At 47.2% G+C, this 21,118-nt stretch carries 15 protein-coding genes and 2 tRNA genes; 7 read left to right on the forward strand and 10 right to left on the reverse strand.

All coding sequences use genetic code 11. The features are described 5' to 3' along the window. Positions 1–160: 160 nt before the first annotated feature. Positions 161–370, forward strand: coding sequence for a hypothetical protein (locus ACKU40_RS10445; protein ID WP_320172743.1), 210 nt, complete (start codon positions 161–163; stop codon positions 368–370). 84 nt (positions 371–454) lie between these two features. Here ACKU40_RS10445 and ACKU40_RS10450 read toward each other — a convergent pair whose 3' ends face one another. Together ACKU40_RS10450 and ACKU40_RS10455 are read right to left on the reverse strand one after the other, a co-directional pair. After that, complete coding sequence (locus ACKU40_RS10450; RefSeq protein WP_320172744.1) at positions 455–1,438, reverse strand: stomatin-like protein; 984 nt, start codon at positions 1,436–1,438, stop codon at positions 455–457. A gap of 16 nt (positions 1,439–1,454) precedes the next feature. Next, entirely contained in the window at positions 1,455–1,913 is a 459-nt protein-coding gene (locus ACKU40_RS10455) for an NfeD family protein (protein WP_320172745.1), read from the reverse strand. Between the two features lie 221 nt (positions 1,914–2,134). Here ACKU40_RS10455 and ACKU40_RS10460 point away from each other — a divergent pair, with 221 nt between their 5' ends. From ACKU40_RS10460 to ACKU40_RS10485, 6 genes are all read left to right on the forward strand, one after another. Further along, positions 2,135–3,964 carry an aminotransferase class I/II-fold pyridoxal phosphate-dependent enzyme gene (locus ACKU40_RS10460; protein ID WP_320172746.1) on the forward strand — a complete coding sequence of 610 codons (1,830 nt, stop codon included), beginning with the start codon at positions 2,135–2,137 and terminating at the stop codon, positions 3,962–3,964. Positions 3,965–3,976: 12 nt separating this feature from the next. After that, entirely contained in the window at positions 3,977–4,690 is a 714-nt protein-coding gene (locus tag ACKU40_RS10465) for a class I SAM-dependent methyltransferase (RefSeq protein ID WP_320172747.1), read from the forward strand. 22 nt (positions 4,691–4,712) lie between these two features. Next, the gene (locus ACKU40_RS10470; RefSeq protein ID WP_320172748.1) at positions 4,713–7,385 is read left to right on the forward strand and encodes a sulfatase-like hydrolase/transferase; all 2,673 of its coding nucleotides are present in this window, start codon (positions 4,713–4,715) and stop codon (positions 7,383–7,385) included. Between the two features lie 209 nt (positions 7,386–7,594). Continuing rightward, positions 7,595–9,982 (forward strand): CHAT domain-containing protein, encoded by a 2,388-nt coding sequence (locus tag ACKU40_RS10475; RefSeq protein ID WP_320172749.1) that lies wholly within the window; start codon positions 7,595–7,597, stop codon positions 9,980–9,982. Positions 9,983–10,006: 24 nt separating this feature from the next. Further along, the gene (locus ACKU40_RS10480) at positions 10,007–10,588 is read left to right on the forward strand and encodes a DUF4384 domain-containing protein (RefSeq protein WP_320172750.1); all 582 of its coding nucleotides are present in this window, start codon (positions 10,007–10,009) and stop codon (positions 10,586–10,588) included. A gap of 71 nt (positions 10,589–10,659) precedes the next feature. After that, positions 10,660–12,609 carry a CHASE2 domain-containing protein gene (locus ACKU40_RS10485; RefSeq protein ID WP_320172751.1) on the forward strand — a complete coding sequence of 650 codons (1,950 nt, stop codon included), beginning with the start codon at positions 10,660–10,662 and terminating at the stop codon, positions 12,607–12,609. A gap of 50 nt (positions 12,610–12,659) precedes the next feature. Here ACKU40_RS10485 and ACKU40_RS10490 read toward each other — a convergent pair. The 8 genes from ACKU40_RS10490 to ACKU40_RS10525 form a co-directional block, all read right to left on the reverse strand. Further along, a tRNA-Ser gene (locus ACKU40_RS10490) sits at positions 12,660–12,751 on the reverse strand. A gap of 164 nt (positions 12,752–12,915) precedes the next feature. Further along, a complete protein-coding gene (locus ACKU40_RS10495; RefSeq protein ID WP_320172752.1) occupies positions 12,916–13,572 on the reverse strand; it encodes a response regulator transcription factor in 657 nt (218 codons plus the stop codon). A gap of 186 nt (positions 13,573–13,758) precedes the next feature. Next, positions 13,759–13,853: transfer RNA gene (locus ACKU40_RS10500), tRNA-Ser, on the reverse strand. A 101-nt stretch (positions 13,854–13,954) separates the two neighbouring features. Further along, positions 13,955–15,307 carry a ribosome biogenesis GTPase Der gene (gene der / locus ACKU40_RS10505; protein WP_320172753.1) on the reverse strand — a complete coding sequence of 451 codons (1,353 nt, stop codon included), beginning with the start codon at positions 15,305–15,307 and terminating at the stop codon, positions 13,955–13,957. A gap of 175 nt (positions 15,308–15,482) precedes the next feature. Further along, complete coding sequence (gene mtnA / locus ACKU40_RS10510) at positions 15,483–16,523, reverse strand: S-methyl-5-thioribose-1-phosphate isomerase (protein ID WP_320172754.1); 1,041 nt, start codon at positions 16,521–16,523, stop codon at positions 15,483–15,485. A gap of 18 nt (positions 16,524–16,541) precedes the next feature. After that, positions 16,542–17,987 carry an Asp-tRNA(Asn)/Glu-tRNA(Gln) amidotransferase subunit GatB gene (gene gatB, locus ACKU40_RS10515; protein ID WP_320172755.1) on the reverse strand — a complete coding sequence of 482 codons (1,446 nt, stop codon included), beginning with the start codon at positions 17,985–17,987 and terminating at the stop codon, positions 16,542–16,544. 91 nt (positions 17,988–18,078) lie between these two features. After that, a complete protein-coding gene (locus ACKU40_RS10520; protein ID WP_320172756.1) occupies positions 18,079–19,359 on the reverse strand; it encodes an MltA domain-containing protein in 1,281 nt (426 codons plus the stop codon). A gap of 6 nt (positions 19,360–19,365) precedes the next feature. After that, entirely contained in the window at positions 19,366–21,111 is a 1,746-nt protein-coding gene (locus tag ACKU40_RS10525) for an ARMT1-like domain-containing protein (RefSeq protein ID WP_320172757.1), read from the reverse strand. Between the last annotated feature and the right edge of the window lie 7 nt (positions 21,112–21,118).

Genomic DNA, 21,118 nt, shown 5'->3' on the forward strand with positions numbered 1-21,118 from the left:
CACTAGATGAAAGCGGGGACTTTTTTTATCTCTTTAATTAAGGATTATATACAGTTGGCCAAGAAAACTAAATTTTTCTTATTTTTACCCTAAAGAATTTCAGAATTCATCCGATTTGACAGATAGGCGCGTATATTGCCCTTTTTTTGGGAGGGGTTTTATGGACGTAACAGGAATCAGCTCAACAATGGATACCGCACCTGCGGTAAGTGACAAGCAACTCTTCGGGGCTCAGGTTGTAACCAAGACTCTTGATTACATGAACTCCGACCAGTTCGGTTCTTCAACCAGTAGCGATTATGATTTCCAAAAAAGCGTTCTCAGTGCCGCGTACTCCGGCGTTGGGACAATAGCTAACACTATAGCCTAAGGGCAGTCCGTGCGCCTGAAACGTAAAACCCGGCCATTACAGCCGGGTTTTATTATATACGAAAATCACTTAAATTATAGCTAATTATTCTAAAGTAAATCCAAAATCACCCTGCCCTTCATTCTTGTCAGCTTTGGGGACTCCGTCCTTACCTTTTACCTTACCGAAAACACTCATGGCTGTTCCGACCATGGAAGCTACATCTCCTGCTTCGGCAGGGAGAATCAATGTGGTGGATTGACGGGCCAGACCTTCGAAGGCTTCCACGTAACGCTCGGCAATCCTCAGTGAAGCAGCATCTGCCCCACCAGCACTGTTCAACGTTTCCCCTACAGTCAGCAAAGCCTTGGCTGTAGCATCGGCCACAGTAGTAATAGCTTCCGCTTTACCACGAGCTTCGTTCATAAGTCTTTCGCGTTCGCCCTCACTTTTAAGGACTTCATCAAGCTTGGCAGCTTCGGCCCTGTTGATTATGGCCTGTTTTTCACCTTCACTGCGTGCAATATCCGCCCGCTTCTGACGTTCGGCAATCATCTGGGTTTCCATCGCCGCCTTAACACTGTCCGGCGGGGTGATATCCTTAATCTCGTAACGTAAAACCTTAATACCCCACGAAGCAGCGGCAGCATCAATAGCTTCAACCACCTGTGCGTTTATGGAATCACGTTCTTCAAAAGTCTTATCAAGAGCAAGCTTACCAACACAGGAACGAAGCGCTGTCTGCGCTAGTTGCGAAGCAGCGTATCGATAATTGTCGATACCGTAGGCTGCGGCCTTGGAATCCTGAACTTCTATAAAAATAAGCCCATCCACTACAACACTTACATTATCACTTGTGATACAAGTCTGCGGCAAAGTATCAAGCGCTTCTTCCTTGAGTGAGCATTCATAAGCCACACGATCAAGAAAAGGAAAAAGAAAGTGGAACCCTGCTCCAAGCGTCACCCGGTACTTGCCGAGCCTTTCCACTATTGCTTCTGTTTTCTGGGGAACAATCCGAATAGACTTTATAATTATTACCACCAAAACCACAGCAATTAATATAACTGCAATCAATGCGGGAGCCATAGCACAACCTCAACTGTCAAAATTTTTCCACAAAAAAAGAAGTCTTACTTTTGTCAGCCCATGAAACAATTCGTACTTTGTCACCAATCACAAAATTTTGGTCCAACGGACAAACAGCCTTCCAGAATGAACCCCGATACTTAATCTGACCAAATCCGTCAGAACCGAAGTCCTTACTGACTTCAGCTAATGCACCTTCCGGCGAATTTTCATACCCATCATCAACAACATCGGATACCTGCCCCTGAAACCAGCCCATAAATGTCCGGCGCAGTATCAGCAACGATGCGACAGAAGAGAGACAGAAAACCACAACCTGCAGAATCAAAGCATCACTGTAAATAAGTGCGGCTAAAGCGGAGAGCAGACAACCAAGGCTAAAAAAAATCAAAACCATGCCCGGAACAACAAGTTCCAGCACAGCCAGAACAAGTCCGGCAACCAGCCAAATCAGCCAGAGTGGAAAACCGTCCACAAAGATCTCCTTTGATTTGAGCATTCACGATAATCAACATTACCAACAGCTATATAAAATCATTATCACAATAAAACCAGTTCGTTCAATATAAATTCATTAATCTGCATATACCACATCCCTTGCTAATTTTTTTTAATTAATCTTAATTAAACTTTATTTTGGAACAAACATTGCTTATTTCAGCCCATTGAAAACACAAATTTGACATGGAGACAGCAATGCAGGTTATCATTCTAGCAGCCGGAAGAGGACAAAGACTAAGTCCCATTACGGATGATGTTCCCAAGCCACTGGTCGAAGTCAATGGATGCCCTCTGATCGTTAACGCCTTGGAGATACTGTCAAAGCATCCGGTTGAGCGGTTTATTATTGTAGAAGGGTACAAATCTGAGCAGCTTCATGAAAGGCTGGGTGACAGCTACAACGGTATTGAAATTGTCTACGTGCGCAACGCGGAGTGGGACAAGACCAACAATATCCACTCCCTGTGGCTGACCCGCGAATTATGGGACAGAAACACCATTCTTCTGGAATGTGATATTTTCTTTGAGCCGGGACTGATTGAAGCGTTGCTCGAAGAGCCGTTTGCCAATGCTGTTATGGTCGATCATTTCCAGCCCCATATGGACGGAACAGTGGTGGAACTCTCACCCGACCGCAAGAACATTACCCGGCTGATCCCCGGCAAAGATCAGGATGAAAATTTCAATTTTACAGATAAATACAAGACGGTAAACATATACACTTTTACTGAAGATTTTCTTCAGAATATTTTCCTCCCCACCATTGATCTCTATGTAAAAATGAACGGCCAGAATGAGTATTATGAACTGGTTCTGGGTGTGATCATCTTCATGGGCAGCAAAGAACTTAAAGCCAAGATATGCAATTCTCACCGCTGGTTTGAAATTGATGACTTTACCGACCTGCAACGGGCCGAGGCATATGTAACCGATGATAGATCCCTACTGGAAAAGGTTCGCAAAAAATACGGCGGATACTGGCGTTACGACTTTACGGATTTTGAATATCTCTACAATCCGTATTTTCCGAACCAAAACCTTTATAATGAACTGCGCCTGAACCTGACCGACCTGCTCGGCAACTATCCTTCGGGCCAGCAGGAAATCAACCTCAGCCTTGCGAACTGGGCTAAAATTGATGAATCCATGCTCGCCGTTGCAAACGGTGGTTCAGAACTGATTGAACTCCTGCGTCAAAAAATCAACAAGGTCACTTTGCTTCAGCCTTCATTTGATGAGTATGCACGAAACCTTAAGCCGGAGCAGATTCATGCTATTCCGCCCTGTCCGCAAAGCCTGACCCAGACTCCGGCAACAATTATCAAAGAAGTAAAATCAAGCGGATCCAATGCACTGGTTATCGTCAATCCCGGCAACCCTACCGGAACACGATTTAAACCCGCAGAACTGCGTTACATGTTCGAAGAGTTGCGTGAGCTTGATATGATTATCCTTGACGAATCATTTGCCGATTTCATCGGTACCGGGCGTGACACCACCCTTCTCGATGAGCTGGATAAATATCCGAATGTGATCATTCTGCGCAGTTTGAGCAAAGACCTCGGCGTTCCGGGAATCAGGCTTGGTTACATTGCAAGTACTGACCGGGAACTCATTAAAGAAATACGCACGGCCCTGCCTATCTGGCATATCAACTCCGTTGCCCAATATTTTCTGGATATTCTCCCTAAATATCGCAGCGATTACGCTTTAGCCCGCGCCAAAGTGATTGAAGCGCGAGATGAAATGGGCGAAATGTTGAACGCAATTCCAACCCTGAGGGTTATCCCTTCATTCGCGAACTATTTCTGCTGTGAACTTCCTGAGGGAGTTTCTTCCGAATATGTTCAGGAACAATTATTCATGAATTACAAAATGCTGGTTAAAGACCTCGGCAATAAGCAAGGACTTCCCGAAGGACGCTACCTGCGGCTTGCGGTTAAAACTCCCGAGGAAAACCGCATGCTGGTTGATGCCCTGACCACAACACTTGCTGACAATATACTCACTTCTCAAACAGCATAAGGGAGAGATTAAATGAACATTTCTACTGAAAATAAATGGCACGAGGTATGGACCCGCAAAGGGACTGAAAACGGCGACTCCCTTGAAGACCTGATGAAAGCAGACGGTTTTGACACAGGAACAGGAGCAATTTCAGTTGATGACTGGATGAAAACTTCAGCAGATATAAAAAACAGACTGGAAACCGATAAGGCTTCAAAGATTCTGGAAGTGGGCTGCGGTGCCGGGGCAATGCTATACACCTTCCGCAATTCCGGACCGGAACTTTACGGCGCAGATTACTCTGAAACACTGATCCAAAAAGCCACATCCGCAATCCCTGAATTGAATGGCAAAGCTTGCGAAGCTTCAGCACTCGGTTTTGCGGACAACATGTTCGAAGCTGTTTTTTCCCACGGAGTATTCTTCTACTTCCGGGACCTCAACTATGCAGAGAAGGCCATGGATGAAATCTTGCGTGTTCTAACTCGCGACGGGAAAATATTCATTCTCGATGTTCCTGATCTTGCAAAACGCGACCTATGCGAAAACTTCAGGCGCAATGTCGTTTATGCCGGGGAAGAATATCCGACAGCAGAAGACAGCCCCTACCGCCATCTTTACTATCCGAAAGAATGGTTTCACGAATACGGTCAAAAACACGGCATGAAGGTCCAGACCTTTGATCAGGATCTCGAAAGTTATCCTATGTCCCCATACCGTTTTAATGCTTTGCTGACTTTCTAGTTTCTGAACGAGGCCTCTTCAAATGAAAAACATCATCTGGATCGTAATTGACACCCTGAGATCGGACATGCTGGCATCATGTCTTTCCGAAACAGCCGTCTACAATGAAATTGACGAAATAATTGAACAGGGCATCCTGTTTACTGATGTCATGACCAGCGGCGGTTCTACCAGAATCTCCGCACCTTCGTATTTCTCATCCCTGCGCCCCGGACTGACCGGGATGATTCATCACGGAGTACAGACCATCCGTAATTTCAAAGACGATGTCCTGACCGTTACCGAGTATTTCAAACATTACGGTTACCAGACCTTCCGCTGGGATGACAGCAGCCTAGACTCCTGCCAGCCTAAACGAGGATTTGATGTATTTGAATCCGGCTATCCCACCCTTGAACACACTCCGCACCGAAATTACGACAATGATAGGCGCGATGCTTTCATTGCCAGAGTCAGGCAAAGCAAGAAACCTTTCTTCGTCAATTTCCACCTTGATTATATCCACGATTTCGGAGGCAACCAGAAGACCAGCTGGACTACCGATGAATACCTCAAAGTTGTGTCCCGACAAGCAAAGGATTTTAAAGCACTCTGGGATAAAATTGCCCCCGGACCGGAAGATATCGTTGTTGTGACTTCCGATCATGGCTGTGTTTTAGATGAGAACTACATTGAATATGACAAAAGCATGCCATGGGGCTTTGCCAATAACAAAACACGCGTATTTGCGTCCTTTATTGCCGAAGGGCTTACCCCGTCTAAAAAGCATGAGCTAATCCGCTCAATAGACATCGCACCGACCCTGCTCGACCTTGCACTGGGCAAAGAAATGAAAGCGCAGGGCATCAGCCTGAAATCCGTGCTCCAAGGCGGCCCTGTTCCGGAACTGATCGGCATATCCGAACGCAACGTCAGTTTCGATGTAACGAGTGTCACCGACTATGCCTGCGTTCGAAAGCAGGACTGGGCTTTCTACTTCCATAAAGGCGAACCGATGGCCCTGTATGACAACTCAGAAGGAACCAATGTAACGGACCATATGGGAGAAGGCTTGCCTGTCGAAGAGGAGTTGCTCAATTTTTATAGAGAACTGGTTCTTGAAGGACCGCAGACAGCCACTGAGCTCTATGAGCAAGCAGGTCTTTCAATTTCCGATATCAGAAGCGAAGTTGAGGCTAGCATCCTGCTTCCTGTATATATATGGAATGATGAAGTAAGATTATGTATCGACGCTCTGCTCGACCAAATTCTAAACACGGAACTGATTCTGCTGGATGCTGATGGCAGTGGTGAAGTGGAAAAGGAAATAAAAGCAAAATACAACGATCGCCTTTATCTGCTTCATGTTGACGCAAAAGATCTTCCCTTGCAAAAAATGCTGAATAAAGGGTTGGAATTGGCGAAAGCACCTTTTACGGTTACAGCTTCGCCGGATTGCCAATACACGGAGAATTTCTGCTACAGCCTGCGTGAAATGTTTTTATCTAAAACAGATACAGTACTCAGTTACCCGAACATGAAAAGGCTCATCAGTGACAACCGGGAAATGGAATACATTGGTAATGACGACTGTTTTGATGAGCTTATGTTTTCCCGGCTCGGTTCTATTTTTGAGCATAAGACCGCTACTGCAGCCTATTCACTGCCGCATTTCAACGAAGTAGGCGCTTGCGCAATGTTTGAAACAGAAACCCTGCGTAATGCCGGTGGATTTTCTGCGAGCGCAACAGATGTGCTGGCAAAAACATGGCACAAGCTGAATAGACTGGGCAGGGTCAGACATGTAAACAAAGGGCTGGTTATCTCTAAAGACAGGACCATCCTAAGACCTGTCATCCCGACTCCTGAGAAAGAGCATGGCCTCAAAGTAAGCATCATTGTTCCTCTTAATGGTGCAGCAGATCACAAATTGTTGCCCATGTTTCTGACCATGCTATCCAAGCAAACAGAAAAATCGATCGAAGTGCTTTTGCTCAACCAAACTGCCGATGCGAACATCATCACCGCTCTTGCAAACAACTTCCCGGAACTGAATATCAGGACGATCAACCGTACAGGTGAATTTCATGATTTACTTAACAGCGGGCTGTATGCAGCCAGAGGCAAATACATTTTCTGGTCAGACATTTCCGATAAACTTCTGCCCCATTGCCTGAGTTCACTGTTGAAACAAATAGACTACAAAACCGATGTTACAGCCGTTAAATGCGGACACTTCCTGCAAAACGCCAGCAATATGGCTAATGATGTCCAACCCATGGGACAAGTTCGGGAAATGCTATGTGAAGTTTGCGACCTCAGAGGGTTGCTTTACAAACGCAGACTGCACAATGACATTGGTATTTTCAGAGCTCCCAATGACAACGAGCAGGGGTGGTACATGTGTGTTCGTCTTGCACTTGTTAAGCCGTTTGAAATCATCGAAGAGCCGCTGATCATTGCAGGCAGGACTTTTCAGTTCAATATGCAGCCCTCCATAGAATCATATCACCGGATACTGCGCAGCTCCATAAGCTCCATGGGCAATACGATTGATCTGGTAAGGCTTTATGAAGACGACTTCCGTCACCACCGAGCAGATCAAGCCCGTTATATCCTTGAAGACGAAATGATGCTTACCCTGGAATTGATCAACAAAAGCGGTATCAACTCCGGGGCATTACTCCGTGTCCCAAAAGTCCAAATAGCAAAATAAAATTCCATCTCCCCTGCGCCCAATACAGAGAATCGATGATCCCGGATCGGCTTTTGCCGATCCGGGATCTTTCATTGAATAGCCGCCCGCTGTTTCCCGCGTACCAGAACCGACACAAGTATTCTCATACAGCTTGGAATCAGACATTCTTGTACAACTATTTCATCAGCTACATTGTAAAAAAACAGTTCTTATGTTGAAATATGAGGATGAAAAACTATTGTCTGCTCTATATTATGTTGCTTGCCCTGCTTCTTTGCCCTACCCACGCTGCGGCTAAAAAACCGGACTGGGTAAAAGGATTAAAGAAAGGACAATCCTGCCTGCAACAAGAGAACTATGAATGCGCCATAAAAGCATACTCCAAAACGCTGAAACAAATTCCCCGGCGTAAAAGTGCCCGACCGCTTTTCCAGTGTTATTCGGGACTCGGCAATGCATACAAATCGCAAGCCCGCTATGGCCTTGCCGAAGAGAATTATTTAAAAGCCTTGGAAATTGCTGAAAAAATGGGTGAAAATGATCCGGCCGGAATGATCTGCATGCGGCTGGCGGAAATATCCGGAAAATGGGGGGACCGTAAGTCTGTAAAAAAACACCTTAAGAAAGCTGAGCATTTTTTAAAAGACAGTAATAACACAAAAAATTTAACTGTTCTTAATACGGCTTTAGCCATATTTTATCTTAAAGAAAAAGAGCATGCTGAATCTGAAAAATATATGCTCAAAGCACTTGAGTTTGCTAATGAAAGTGCCTCTTTTAAGCTGCAATCCAAGACATGGAATAGACTTGGAAAGATCTATCTGAAAAGTAAGCAGCTTGACAAGGCCGAACATGCCTTCCTTCAGGGATTGAAAATTAACGAACAGCTGGGAAACGAAGAAATTGTTGCTGAGAATCTGACCGACATAACAAAAATCAATATTGAGAGGCAAAATCTTGATCAGGCAAAAAGTAATGCCGACCGTGCCCTTGCCATCAACACCCGACTGGGACGTAAAAAAAACATCGCTGATGATCTGCACCTTTTGGGAGTCATTGCTTATGATAAAGGGGACTATAATTCAGCCATCGACTCCCTGAACAAAGCAGTTCAGATCAAAAACAAGCTGCGGGAGACAGCTCAGGGAAGCCGTAAAAGAACCTATCTTGCCAGTCAGATCAATTCATACAACAGACTTATTGATGCCTACTCCGCACGCAAAGACACATCCGGTTTCTTTGACACATTTGAAATGAGCCGGGCCCGCCAGCTTGCCGAAACAATTGGTGACAACGATACAGAAACTCATTTCTTACTACCTGAATTCCAAGAAATAATTCCAGAACAATCCGCTGTGCTTATGTTCAGCGTAACCGGTAAAAACCGTCTGCGTTTACTGGCCGTTGACCAGAATAAATCCTTAGTCAAAAGGCTGCGTTTTAAAGAATTCACAGAAGCGGTAAACCAATTTCAAACCGTTATGACCGCTCAGCTTAACACCCAGACAACAGGGGAACGCGGCTTCAAATCTTCGAACAAGAAAAAGGTTGAAAAGCTTCCACCAATTGAAAACATCATGGAAGCTGTGACCCGCTATCGCACCTTCCTGTCTGATCCGGCGGATATACATAAACAGGATCGCATACTTCTGGCGAAGGAACTCTACAGCCTGCTTCTTGAAGGCGCAGCACAGATAACATCCGGCAAAAAAAGACTAATAATTATACCTGACGGACCGCTGGCTTTGATTCCATTTGAAACACTGCAAACGACTTCGAATAATTATTTAGTTCAGGATTTCGAAATCGGCTATGTACAATCTGCAGCTATACTTAAAGTTCTGGGGGAAAGAAACAGCAACCGCAAAGATCTTTCCATCATTGCACTGGGAGGAGCTGAATATGAAAAGCATAACCCTTCATCTACACCTAAAAACGTGTGTGAAGATGAGGCGCTTGATGAGAAAATAGTTATTGCTTTCAAGAACCGTCAGCCACTCAATTTTGCCTATTCATGCCTTGAACTGGATCGCTTTTCAGATCTCCCCGGCACTGCTGATGAGATTGAAAAAATATCATCCATTTTCAAACAATCCACCTTGATTAAAGGGAGTGATGTTAACGAAAAATATCTGCGCAAACTTTCCGACAGCGGAGCTCTGAATAAGGCCGGGATAATACATTTTGCCGTACACGGCATAGCGGTTCCCACCCGCCCGGAACTTTCAGCGCTGGTTCTTTCACGCACCCAAGGAGATGATTCAAATGATGGTTTTCTCAATGCTGCCGAAATCCGCAAACTAAAAATAGGCGCAGACTTCGTCAATCTTTCCGCATGTGAAACAGGATTGGGAGCACTTGTCCGTGGTGAGGGGGTGGTTGGGCTTACCCACGCCTTTCTCACTGCAGGAGCCGGTGCCATGTCTGTTTCCCTATGGAATGTATCAGACCGCTCAGCCGTGGACTTCATGACTGATATGTATGGCAAGGTCGAAAAAGGCAGCGCTTTTGAGCAAGCGCTGTCCGCCACCAAAAAAGATTTCATCAACGGCAAATTCGGGAAAAGAATGAAGAAGCCTTACTATTGGGCTCCTTTCGTGTATTATGGACGATAATAACTTCAGCGGGGGTCACACTTTATGATTGTTAAACGCGCATCCATAACCGCAAGTATGTGCTTGCTTCTCATAATATTCACTGCAACCGCTTTTGCCGCCAAGCCGGAAGTAAATCTTAAAACCGATAAAACTGAATATATTGAGGGAGAAGAACTCAACATCACCCTCACTCCGTTGCAGGACTGCAATGTACTGCTGCTCTACGTAACCGCCTCAGGAGAGACAATCAGGATTGTCCCTTCAGGGACCGGAATTAACGGAAAAGTTGTCGGAGGCAAGGAATACCGGACTCCGGCGGCCGGAGAAAACCGGGGGTTATACATATCAGAACCGTTCGGCAAAGAAAGAATCATCCTCTACGCCAGCTTTGCAGAACTACCTACCCTTGCGGGCGAAGAGATCGGCGACGGTTTATATCTCATCCCCGGTGGAGAAAAAGAAGCTGACAGACTTTTGCCCGATGCCTCCAAGACCATCTGGAAACTGGAAACATTCTCCAAAGGAGAAAGAGGCCGTTTCCGCAAGTCCGCCCCTCTGGCACCTATCGATATGACCGGATCAGCCGGTCGTGATGTTAAGGTAAAGAAAGATACTCCAGAGTAGGTCGCTCCATGAAGAAGTCTCCAAAGTCACAATTTATTTTCCGGCTCTCGAGCATATCGGTCCTAATTTTCATGCTGTTGGTTTCCGCTCTGGTACTGCTCCCTTCTTTTTTCGACCGCATGGAATCCACTCTTTACGACATGAGGATCAGGCTCGCTGGAAATATTCCTGCAGCAAGCGACATTGTGCTGCTTAATATTGATGACGCAAGTCTTGAAGAGCTGGGTAAATGGCCGTGGGACAGGGGAATCCACGGGCAGGCAATTGAAACTCTGACCCGCTGCGATGCAAAGCTGATTGCTTATGACATTGTTTTCCACGGACAGGGCAGTAAAGGAGGCGACGCACGCCTGATACAAGCGGTCCGGCAAGGCCGGGTTCTGCTGCCAGCCGGATTCAGCCTGATCAGCGAGCCGGAAAAAATAATATTACCTCTTAATGAATACAAAGTAGCGCTGAGCAAATCGCTGCTGGACAGTCCTACCCCCTCTCTTAATGAGATAAGTCAGGCTGATCGGGCTTTCATGCCCTTACCGTCCCTTGCCGACAGCGCCATCGGGATAGGCCATATTTCCGCCTCTCCCGATGAAGACGGAGTCCTGCGCCGCATACCTTTGCTCATCAGTTTAAACGGCGCCCCACTGCCTTCAATTGATCTGCGCACGGCCATGGGAATTATGGATATCAAATATGCTGAATGGACAGATGGACAATTGAAACTAAGCGACGAAAACGGAAGAGAGATTACCATTCCACTTGATCAACAGGGGCACATGGCAGTGAACTTTGTCGGCCTCTGGGGGCACGGTTTCACCAGCTTATCATTCCATGATGTGATCGCAGCATCCGGCGATGAAGAGGCCGAAGCGGATTTACGCAATATCATAAAAGGCAAGACTGTTTTTATCGGCCTGACATCTTCCGGCAGCACGGATATAGGCCCGACCCCTATCGCCAGTGCGGAACCGCTGGTCACGATCCATTCCAACGCAGTAAACACCATCCTGCAGCAAAAATTCATTCGCAATGCTCCTCAATGGAGCGTGCTGCTCATTGCAATATTCATGGTGGGTCTTATCTGCCTGCTGTCTGTCCGATTTGGGCCCCGCAAATTTGTCATAGCCTCGGCTCTTTTGATAATTCTGTATGCAGCTGGCAATGCTGTGCTGTTTGTTACCACCGGGATAATGCTTAACTTGAGCGGCATTCTTTACCTTGCAGGCAGTACATTTCTGGTAACGCTTGGATTTAAATCACTATTGCTTTATGCCGAAAACGAGGAGCAGCGCATTGAAAAGGAAAAGCTGCAAGTACAACTGGATGCCGCAGCCCGCATACAATCCCACTTCTGGCCCAAGAACCCAGACCTTGGTAATGGGGATTCCATCTACGCATACTGCAGTCCGGCCCTGTTCGTGGGCGGAGACTTTTACGACATTATCGATCTGGAAGACGGATCATGGATGATCTATCTTGCCGATGTCTCAGGCAAAGGACTCCCAGCCGCACTGGTCATGGCCTCAGCCTGGACCCAGATTCGCTCTCATGCTCCAAAATACAAGAGTCCTGACAAACTGCTCTGCGCAGTAAACAATGATATTTTCCCCTTCCTTGAAAGGGACAGCAACTTCGTAACAGTATTCATTCTGCGCTATTTCCCCGATTCGGGCCTGCTGCAATGGGTAAATGCAGGCCACATGCCGCCGCTGATAATAAACAAAGACGGAAAGAAAGAAGTAAAAGGAAAGACGGGATTACCGCTCGGTGTAATGGATGACACAAAATACGAACTAGCTGAGACCGTACTGCGAACCGGCGAATCCTGCATAATGATGAGTGACGGAGTAACTGAAGCTGAAGACAGCGAGAAAAATCTATTCGGAGATGAACGGGTACTTGAAACGCTGCTCAACGGCGACCCCGAGTCAAGGGGAGAACGGTTAGCCAAAGCAGTCAGCAACTGGCGAAACGGTATTGAACAGAATGATGACACTACTATTGTTGAAGTAAGGAAGGGGTAGGTTAACAATAAAAAAGGCCCTGACTTTTCAGTCAGGGCCTTAGTCTATTCTGGCGGAGAGGGAGGGATTCGAACCCCCGGAGGGCTCACACCCTCAATAGTTTTCAAGACTACCGCGTTCAACCGGACTCTGCCACCTCTCCAAAAGGTGAGACAAGAACTTTCCCGAACTTGCCTCAGATGTCAACCTTTTTTTAAAAATAACACGTAGAAATTTGCATTTTAAATACGGCAACTACCAACTTTTTTATTTACTGCGACGCGGAGTTACCTATTCCGGCTTATCCGGGCGCCCGCATTCCTTTTCTTAGAGATAGATGCCCTTTCCCTTAAGCTCTTCACCGTAAGCCTTAAGCTCTGATTTGGAACGCAGGCCAAGCTTCTTCATGAAATTTGAACGATGCTTTTCCACTGTTTTAACACTGATGACCAGCAGATCGGCAATTTCTCGATTTTTATAGCCCGCAAGAACCTGCTTCAAGACCTCACGTTCACGTTCGGTAAGAGACTCAAGGCTATCACAACTATTGCTGCGTTCCCTCTGCAGGAATCCTTTCGCCACTTCCGCTGAAATATCCGGAGCAAGATAGACTTTGCCCTGCATGACAGTTTCTATAGCCATGACCAGTTCCTTACTGGAAGAAGTCTTGAGAACGTAACCGCTGGCTCCGGCATCAAGAGCCGAGTATATATGGTCAGGCTCAACATGGGCAGTGAGGGCCAGAAACTTTGTCTTGCCTTCGCCGGAAAGCTCCTGAATGGCCTGTACGCCGCTCTTGATAGGCATAGAGAGATCCATAAGCGCCACATCCGGATTCAAACGCCTGCACAGACGCACCGCCTCTTCACCGTTCTCAGCCATCCCAAGGACACTGATTCCAGATTGAGACTTGAGTATCGTCTTCAGCCCTTCCCTGACCAGCGCATGATCATCGGCAATAACAACTGTAACCAAATTTAGCATCAACCACCCGGAAAGAATATATAATATAAAGTTCAGTTATAAAACTGAGATTCATTCTTAACAAGAAAAGAAGGTAAATAGCAACCTGACAACTATGCATAAATTGGCACATTACCCTCAAGAATTGCATACCTACTTAAAGCAAAAAGGCAGCTGGATAACTCCAACTGCCTTTTGACTTTCATGTGGCGGAGAGGGAGGGATTTGAACCCTCGATAGAGTTTTAAGCCCTATACTCGCTTAGCAGGCGAGCGCCTTCAGCCGTGCTCGGCCACCTCTCCGTATATGTGGTGAAGAAGCGTGATCCGCTTCACTCACTCAGGAAGCGTTGTAATACATCCGCGCCCCCTGACTGTCAACAACATTTTTAAACTTTTTTGAATTATTTATGAACTATATCTTCTTTTGCTCTAAAAGTAGACCTGAACACAATATTTAAAGGAGCATGCTTCACATTCAGAATCTTCCTGAGCCTGTTTTCCAGAAAACGGTGATAAGAAGTCTTGATAAGTTTCTCATCGTTAATGAAGAAAATAAAGGTTGGCGGCTCATCGTCAGCCTGAGTCATGTATTTAAACTTGGCCCTTCTGCGTTTGACAACCGGAGGCTGATGCTTCTCGATGATTTCCTTCATGATCCGGTTCAACTGTCCGGTGGAAATACGCAGAGAACACTCTGCCTTCAGCCTGCTGGCAAGAGGCAGGATTCCGCCCAGGCCGGATTTGGAAATACAGGAAGTATAAACGACCGGAACATGGTTCGCCATGCGCAAAGCACGCTCAAAGCCTTCACGCAGCAAATTACGTTCGGATTTGGAAACAAGGTCGATCTTGTTGACCGCGATGATGAACGGAACGGCCTCACGCAGCAGGTATTCCAACAGACGCTTATCCTGCTTTGTGATCCCGGCCAGAGCATCCACAACCATTACGGTAATGTCGGCCTTGGTACTGCTCTTCAGGGCGCGCACAACGCTGAACCGCTCAATAGTATCGGTAATATTGGTCCGACGGCGTACCCCGGCAGTGTCTACAAAGGTATAAACCTTTCCACCGCTCTCAAAGGTTACGTCTACGCTGTCACGGGTTGTTCCGGCAATATCGCTGACGATAACACGCTGTTCACCGGTCAAGGCGTTAACCATGGAAGACTTACCTGCGTTGGGACGACCAAGCATGGCGATTTTAAGGCCTTTGGCCTCTTCATCTTCTTCCTGATACTCAATTCCGGTGGCAAGGGCCATATCGGCAACCTTTTCACGCAGTTCAAGCAGGTTAAAGCCGTGTTCTGCAGAAACAGCCATCATTTCAAAGCCTAAGGCATGAAAATCAGCAGTGGCCTGCGCTTCCAGCTCAGAACCGTCAACCTTGTTGACCAGCAGCAGGATGGGTTTGTTACTCTGGCGGATGTATGCGGCAACCTGTTCATCAAGCTGGGTTATTCCGCTACGTCCGTCCACAACAAGAATAAGGGCCTGAGCCTCTTCGATGGCTTCACGGGCCTGTTCGAAGATGTCGCCCTGAAATTCTTCTGAATCATTATCGCTTTCCATGACCAGACCACCGGTGTCGATCAATGCGTAATGAACGCCGTTGTAATTACCTTCGGCATAAATGCGGTCACGGGTAATACCGGGCATATCGTGGGTGATTGCCCTTTTCTTCCTCAGAAGTCGGTTAAATAAGGTGGACTTCCCTACGTTGGGACGTCCGATAAGTGCGATGGTTGGCAGCATGGCTGGCCTCCGAAAAAAATGAATGAGCTCCGCAGAAATTACAGCTTCCGTGCAAAGCAATATATATCAAAAAAAGCGGGAAGACATCCGCTTCCCGCTATTAAAATCTCCTTAAAGGAGTCCTATGTCATAATGAGTATGGGGCTGTAAAGCAGTTTATTACCCCAATCTCACCTTACTCTTCTTCAAAAAGCTTTTTGATAGCCTCGGTGTAAGGAGGTCTCAGAACGCCTTTTTCGGTGATGATCCCGGCGATTAGTTCGTTGGGAGTCGGATCAAAGGCAAAGTTGAAGACTTCCACACCCTCGGGAGTGATGCGGTGATCGCCCACGTGGGTTACTTCGGTAGGAGTACGGTCTTCGATGGGCACATCGTCACCGGTGGGTGTTTCGGGGTCGATGGTGTAGACCGGAGCGGCAACGTAGAAAGGAATGCCGAATTCACGGGCCAGCAGAGCTACGCCGTAGGTTCCGATCTTGTTCACAGCATCACCGTTAGCGGCAATACGGTCAGCACCTACAACAACTTTCTGGACCAGACCTTTTTTCATCAGCAGCGCACAGGCGTTATCGCAGGCAACCTTTACCGGGATACCGTCACGATGAAGTTCATATGCAGTGAGGCGTGCACCCTGCAGGAAGGGACGGGTTTCGTTGGCAATAACGGAAACCTTCTTGCCCTGATCAACTGCACCGCGCACAACACCGAGAGCAGTGCCGTAACCGGCGGTAGCCAGCGCACCGGCGTTGCAGTGGGTCATGATGGTGTCGCCGTCATCCATGAGCTCGCCGCCGAACTTGCCGATGTCTTCGCACATCCGGATGTCATCAACGTGGATTTCTTTGGCACGCTTGAGCCAGATATCGCAAAGCTCATCAAGGGAAACATCACCGGCTTCAGCCCAGATACGTTTCATTTCGCGCACAGCCCAGCGCAGGTTGACTGCGGTAGGACGGGCATTTTCGATCTTATCGAGATTCTTTTCCAGCTCTGCTTTCCAGTCTGCACTTCCGGCAACCTCGCGGCCTGCAAGGTAACAGCCGTAGGCTGCGGTCACGCCGATAGCGGGAGCACCGCGCACAACCATAACAACAAGAGCTTCAACGATATCGTCAGTAGTTTTGCAGTCGAACCAATCCTCGCGGGTGGGCAGGTAACGCTGATCCAGCAGTACGAGGGCGTCTTTCTCAGGGGAAAACTGAATATGCTCGGTCATCTCAAAATCTCGCTTTGGTTAGGAAAGTTTTTCGGTAATCATCTTGCTGACCATGCCGGGGTTGGCCTTACCCTTGGTCTCACGCATGATCTGGCCCATGAAGAAGCTCATCAGCTTTTTCTTGCCGCCCTTGAATGCTTCAACTTCATCAGGGTTCTCGGCCAGAACCTTGTCGACCACAGCTTCAAGGGAGGAGCTGTCGGAAATCTGTACCAGTCCCTTGTCTTTGACATATTTTTCAGGATCAAGACCTTCAGTGAATACATCGCTGAAAATATCCTTACCTATCTTGATGCTGATGACATCCTTCTCGACCAGCTGAATCAGCTTAGCCATCAGTTCCGGTTTAAACTTGCACTCAGCCACAGTCATTTCGGACTGGTTAAGTTCGCGTAAAAAGTCACCCTTGATCCAGTTCACGACCTTCTTGGGATCGTCGTGAATTGCAAGAACTTCTTCAAAATAATCGGCAATATCTTTTTCAGAGCTGACAAGCTCAGCATCATCTTCGGTGAGTTCCATATCATCGATGAACCGGGCTTTGCGCTCAGCAGGCAGCTCGGGCAGTGAAGTCTGCCATTCTCCCAGCCATTCATCGGCAATGACCAGCGGCACGAGATCCGGGTCCGGGAAGTAACGATAATCGTGTGCTTCTTCCTTGCCGCGCATGGAATGGGTGGTACCTTTGTCTGCATCGTAAAGGCGGGTTTCCTGAATGACCTTTTCACCGTCTTCGATGAGATCTATCTGACGGGCAACTTCGTAACGGATAGCCTTATGAATGTTACGGAAGGAGTTGATGTTCTTCAGCTCGGCACGGGTACCGAATTCCTTCTGGCCAACGGGACGTACGGAAATATTTGCGTCGCAGCGGAAGGAGCCTTCTTCAAGGTTACCGTCGCAGATACCGAGATAAAGCAGGATAGAGCGCAGAGACTTGAGATAAGCAACTGCTTCATCAGCACTGCGCATATCAGGCTCACTGACGATCTCGATAAGCGGCACACCTGTACGGTTCAAATCCACGAAACTTGCATTTTCAGCAGCGGAGTGGATGTTTTTACCGGCATCTTCTTCCATATGGATACGGGTAATACCGATACGTTTACCATGCTTCTCGCCGTCCGCATCTTCCCATGAAATATCAAGATGACCGTGCTCGCAGATGGGCAGGTCGAACTGGGAAATCTGGTAGCCTTTAGGCAGGTCGGGGTAAAAATAGTTCTTTCGGGCGAAGATTGATTTCTGGTTCACGGTACAATTGGTAGCCAGCCCCATTTTGGCGGCGTATTCCATAACTTTTTCGTTAAGAACCGGAAGCACGCCGGGCATGCCGGAGCAGACTTCACAGACGTTCTCGTTGGGGTCCTTACCGAATTCAGTGGAACAACCGCAGAAAATTTTGGTCTTGGTCTTAAGCTGGGCATGAACCTCAAGCCCGATCACTGTTTCAAACTGAGTCATTATATATAAGCTCCTTTTGCCTTCGGCGGCTATAAAACATTCTACTCTGGCTTCGCCACAGGCTACATTAGATTTTTCTTTTAAATATAATCTATCTGCGCAGGGCAGATTTACTTATCAATAAATATACAGGCACCTGCTTTTTCAGATGATGTGCGGGATATTTGAATTGGTTCCCGGTCCCGATATAATAATCAAGACGAGTTCCTTTGATTGCTTTCCCGGTATCCTGAGCCAGTCCGATGCCGTTAACCCGGCGGGCAAGTTTTCCTTGCTTTGGAAAAATATCCGTGCGGAAACCGACAATAGAACCGAGCGGAATGAGCTGCGGATCGGTAGCAAGGCTGACCATTGATTTAAGAGGCTTGCCGATTGCTGCCTGCGGCTGACCGCGGGTTACCTTGAAAAAAATGTAACTTTCATTCTTGGCCATCAACTCCCACATCTGCTTGGGATTATCTAGCAGCCATGACTTGATCTTTTCGCGGGAAAGCTGGCTTTTTTTCAGCACCCCGCTGTGAAGCATGATACTGCCCAGCCCTTTGAACGGCCTGCCGTTACTACCGCTGAAAACAGCGGTCCGCAACCTTCCATCGGGAAGACGCAAAACACCGCCCCCCTGCACGTGCATATAGAACAGGTCTACAGGGTCTTTAAGCCAAGCGACCTCAAGCCCCCTCCCCGCGAGAACCTTATTGATGTCGATGTCACGGCGGGAATGATACGGAAGTATCTTGCCATTTTCAACCCGGTAAGCTTTGCGCAACTGCTCCGACCATGGATGAGTCTGGCCCGGACGTGCTTTACGCAGGTCGGGCGGAAGCCTGTACACCGGATATTTATACTGACCTGTCTTGGTCAGGCTGGCTTCAATAACCGGAGTGTAATAACCGGTCATTTCCGCACCGGACTGGAGTTCATACCAGACAAAATACTTGCCAAGCAACTCCGGATTCCGATCCAGACGGGGTAACAATCTTTCAAAGTCTTCCAATGACTTACGTAGTTGTCCCCATGTAAGCCGCAGCTCATTGCGTTTGAGGGCCAATCCGCCGGAAGGATTCCGCTGCACATATTCAATTGACTTACGAATCTGCGGACCGAGATCACGCCAAGTGCCCATACTCTGGCTTTGCACGGAAAGCCTGCGAGCAGCAAGGGTTGCTGCCTGTTCCGGTAATTTGGAATAACGAACAGGACCGGAAATAAACTTTCCGCTTTCTTTTTTGCTTTTCCAAACCTTGGTTTTGGTATGCTGCGATACAACTCTCTTTTTAGGAAGAGTGTTTACCTTGGCGGCACAGCCGCAAAGAAAGACTGAAAACAGGCAAAAAACCGCCAGCAATCTGATGCTTGAAATATTTTTTTTCATTTTGACTTAAGACTCGATAACCACGTCACTGAATCGGCCTACTCCGTATTCACGTCTTCTAAGAAATTTATCTGAACTAGGACCGATGATCTGCAATTCACGATGACGTTTCTGTACGTCTTGTGCAATATGCATTTCCTTAGTGCATCCAGTGGAATAGGTAGCGTCCTTGCCAGCCCAAACCGGGGGAACTCTTTCGCCCATTAATTCGAAGCTTTTCTCGATATCAGCATAAGTCTGGAAACGCCAGATGGTAATAAAACCGCTGCGCTGGACCTTTTCCCACATAAACATGAGGTCATCAGCATCCATGCCTTCTTCAAAATGCTCCGCCGGGTTGATGATATAGGTATCGGCAAGCCTGTCGCGCAAATGACCAACAAAAGTATTCAGCACCTTGATGGCGGTATCAACCTGACCGGGGATACTTCCCACGATAGCGCTATAAAACATAACCGCCTTGCGTTCACTGCGGGCCTGCTGCATCTCGGCGATAATTTCGTTAGCCTTGGCAGAAATCCCGGCTTCGGTAAATTTATTGACTTTTGGTGACTTAGCCTTGAATTCAAGCTTAAACTCACCTTCAAGGTTGCGATAAAAACAGATAATATCGCGAGTAAAAAGGTTGGTGTTACCGACGAGTCTGCGTCTGTTACCCCACCCCTTGGCAATGATCAGGTCAGACTCCTTCCATGCCCGGGCAAAAGTAACGCTGCAACGGATCAGGTTCAACCGCTCTCTTGTGCCGTCTGAAATAACCACAAACGGATTCACCCGCAGGCTGGAAAGAAGATCATTTTTGGAAATCCTTTCCTCGGAAATAAACAAGGCATCCTTCAAAGCTTCAGCCAGCAGGAGGTTGCTTTCACGATCCCAGAAAGTCGGTGAATCAAACCAGAAACCTTCCTTCAGAGCGAGAATGACACTGTGTCCCTGTCGCAGCAAGGACTTGATCATCAACAGGTCAGCCATAAGTCCACCGGTTTCATCCGGTATGAACAGTATTTTCAACCCGCCTTCTGTACCGTGGAAAACATTACGCACCGGACTAAAATCGACTTTGTCCCGGGAGTACATCTTTGAAAAAATCTTGTAATCCTCTCCGAACAAAGCCTGACTCCACTGATCAGGCAAACTGGAAAGCCGGAAAATCCGTTCCAGTTCGATCATATCGAGCTCAAAGCGCATTTCTGCAAGATTCTCACAATCAGGTGCAGGATAAGGACAGGATTCCATGGCCTGCCTGAAGAAATCACTTTCAATAAACGCCTTGCCACGGCTGAACAGCAATTCCTTACGGTTGCGGTAAGGATCATCCAGCCCGCTTCGTGAGAGAAAAATTGTGATCATATTTTTAAGCAGGCGCAGGGGAATCATTATAGAGGAATCAAGGGCCTGCTTAAACTTATGGCGACAAAGATTGAGAATCAGCCTGCGCTGATAACGATCAGAGACATGGTTTTTGACCAATTTGACCAGCGAACGCCAGACGAAAATATAAACATCAAGCAGGTCGGACTCCAACCCTGGGGTGACGAGCCTGTTGAATTGCCAGTCCGAACAGGGAGCAAAAACCTGATTATCATCTAAGGCAACCATAAAACGCAATTGTTCAGGAGATGCATTTTTGACCGGATCAATAATACTTTCCAGATGGTTGGCAGTCATAAAATGAAGAAGCCAAGCGTCGAAGACAGGATCTTCACCGTACTTAAGATCTTTAATGGATGTAAAATCAGGCAGAATGCTCACTTATGAG

The sequence above is a fragment of the Maridesulfovibrio sp. genome, assembly GCF_963666665.1.
Taxonomy (GTDB): domain Bacteria; phylum Desulfobacterota; class Desulfovibrionia; order Desulfovibrionales; family Desulfovibrionaceae; genus Maridesulfovibrio.

Excerpts from the sequence above, each read along its gene's own strand:
- mtnA (WP_320172754.1), bottom strand. The coding sequence starts at position 16,523 with ATGACCGAGCATATTCAGTTTTCCCCTGAGAAAGACGCCCTCGTACTG.
- ACKU40_RS10445 (WP_320172743.1), top strand. The coding sequence starts at position 161 with ATGGACGTAACAGGAATCAGCTCAACAATGGATACCGCACCTGCGGTA.
- ACKU40_RS10520 (WP_320172756.1), bottom strand. The coding sequence starts at position 19,359 with ATGAAAAAAAATATTTCAAGCATCAGATTGCTGGCGGTTTTTTGCCTG.
- ACKU40_RS10450 (WP_320172744.1), bottom strand. The coding sequence starts at position 1,438 with ATGGCTCCCGCATTGATTGCAGTTATATTAATTGCTGTGGTTTTGGTG.
- ACKU40_RS10475 (WP_320172749.1), top strand. The coding sequence starts at position 7,595 with ATGAAAAACTATTGTCTGCTCTATATTATGTTGCTTGCCCTGCTTCTT.
- der (WP_320172753.1), bottom strand. The coding sequence starts at position 15,307 with ATGCTGCCAACCATCGCACTTATCGGACGTCCCAACGTAGGGAAGTCC.
- ACKU40_RS10495 (WP_320172752.1), bottom strand. The coding sequence starts at position 13,572 with ATGCTAAATTTGGTTACAGTTGTTATTGCCGATGATCATGCGCTGGTC.
- ACKU40_RS10480 (WP_320172750.1), top strand. The coding sequence starts at position 10,007 with ATGATTGTTAAACGCGCATCCATAACCGCAAGTATGTGCTTGCTTCTC.
- gatB (WP_320172755.1), bottom strand. The coding sequence starts at position 17,987 with ATGACTCAGTTTGAAACAGTGATCGGGCTTGAGGTTCATGCCCAGCTT.
- ACKU40_RS10460 (WP_320172746.1), top strand. The coding sequence starts at position 2,135 with ATGCAGGTTATCATTCTAGCAGCCGGAAGAGGACAAAGACTAAGTCCC.
- ACKU40_RS10485 (WP_320172751.1), top strand. The coding sequence starts at position 10,660 with ATGCTGTTGGTTTCCGCTCTGGTACTGCTCCCTTCTTTTTTCGACCGC.
- ACKU40_RS10465 (WP_320172747.1), top strand. The coding sequence starts at position 3,977 with ATGAACATTTCTACTGAAAATAAATGGCACGAGGTATGGACCCGCAAA.
- ACKU40_RS10470 (WP_320172748.1), top strand. The coding sequence starts at position 4,713 with ATGAAAAACATCATCTGGATCGTAATTGACACCCTGAGATCGGACATG.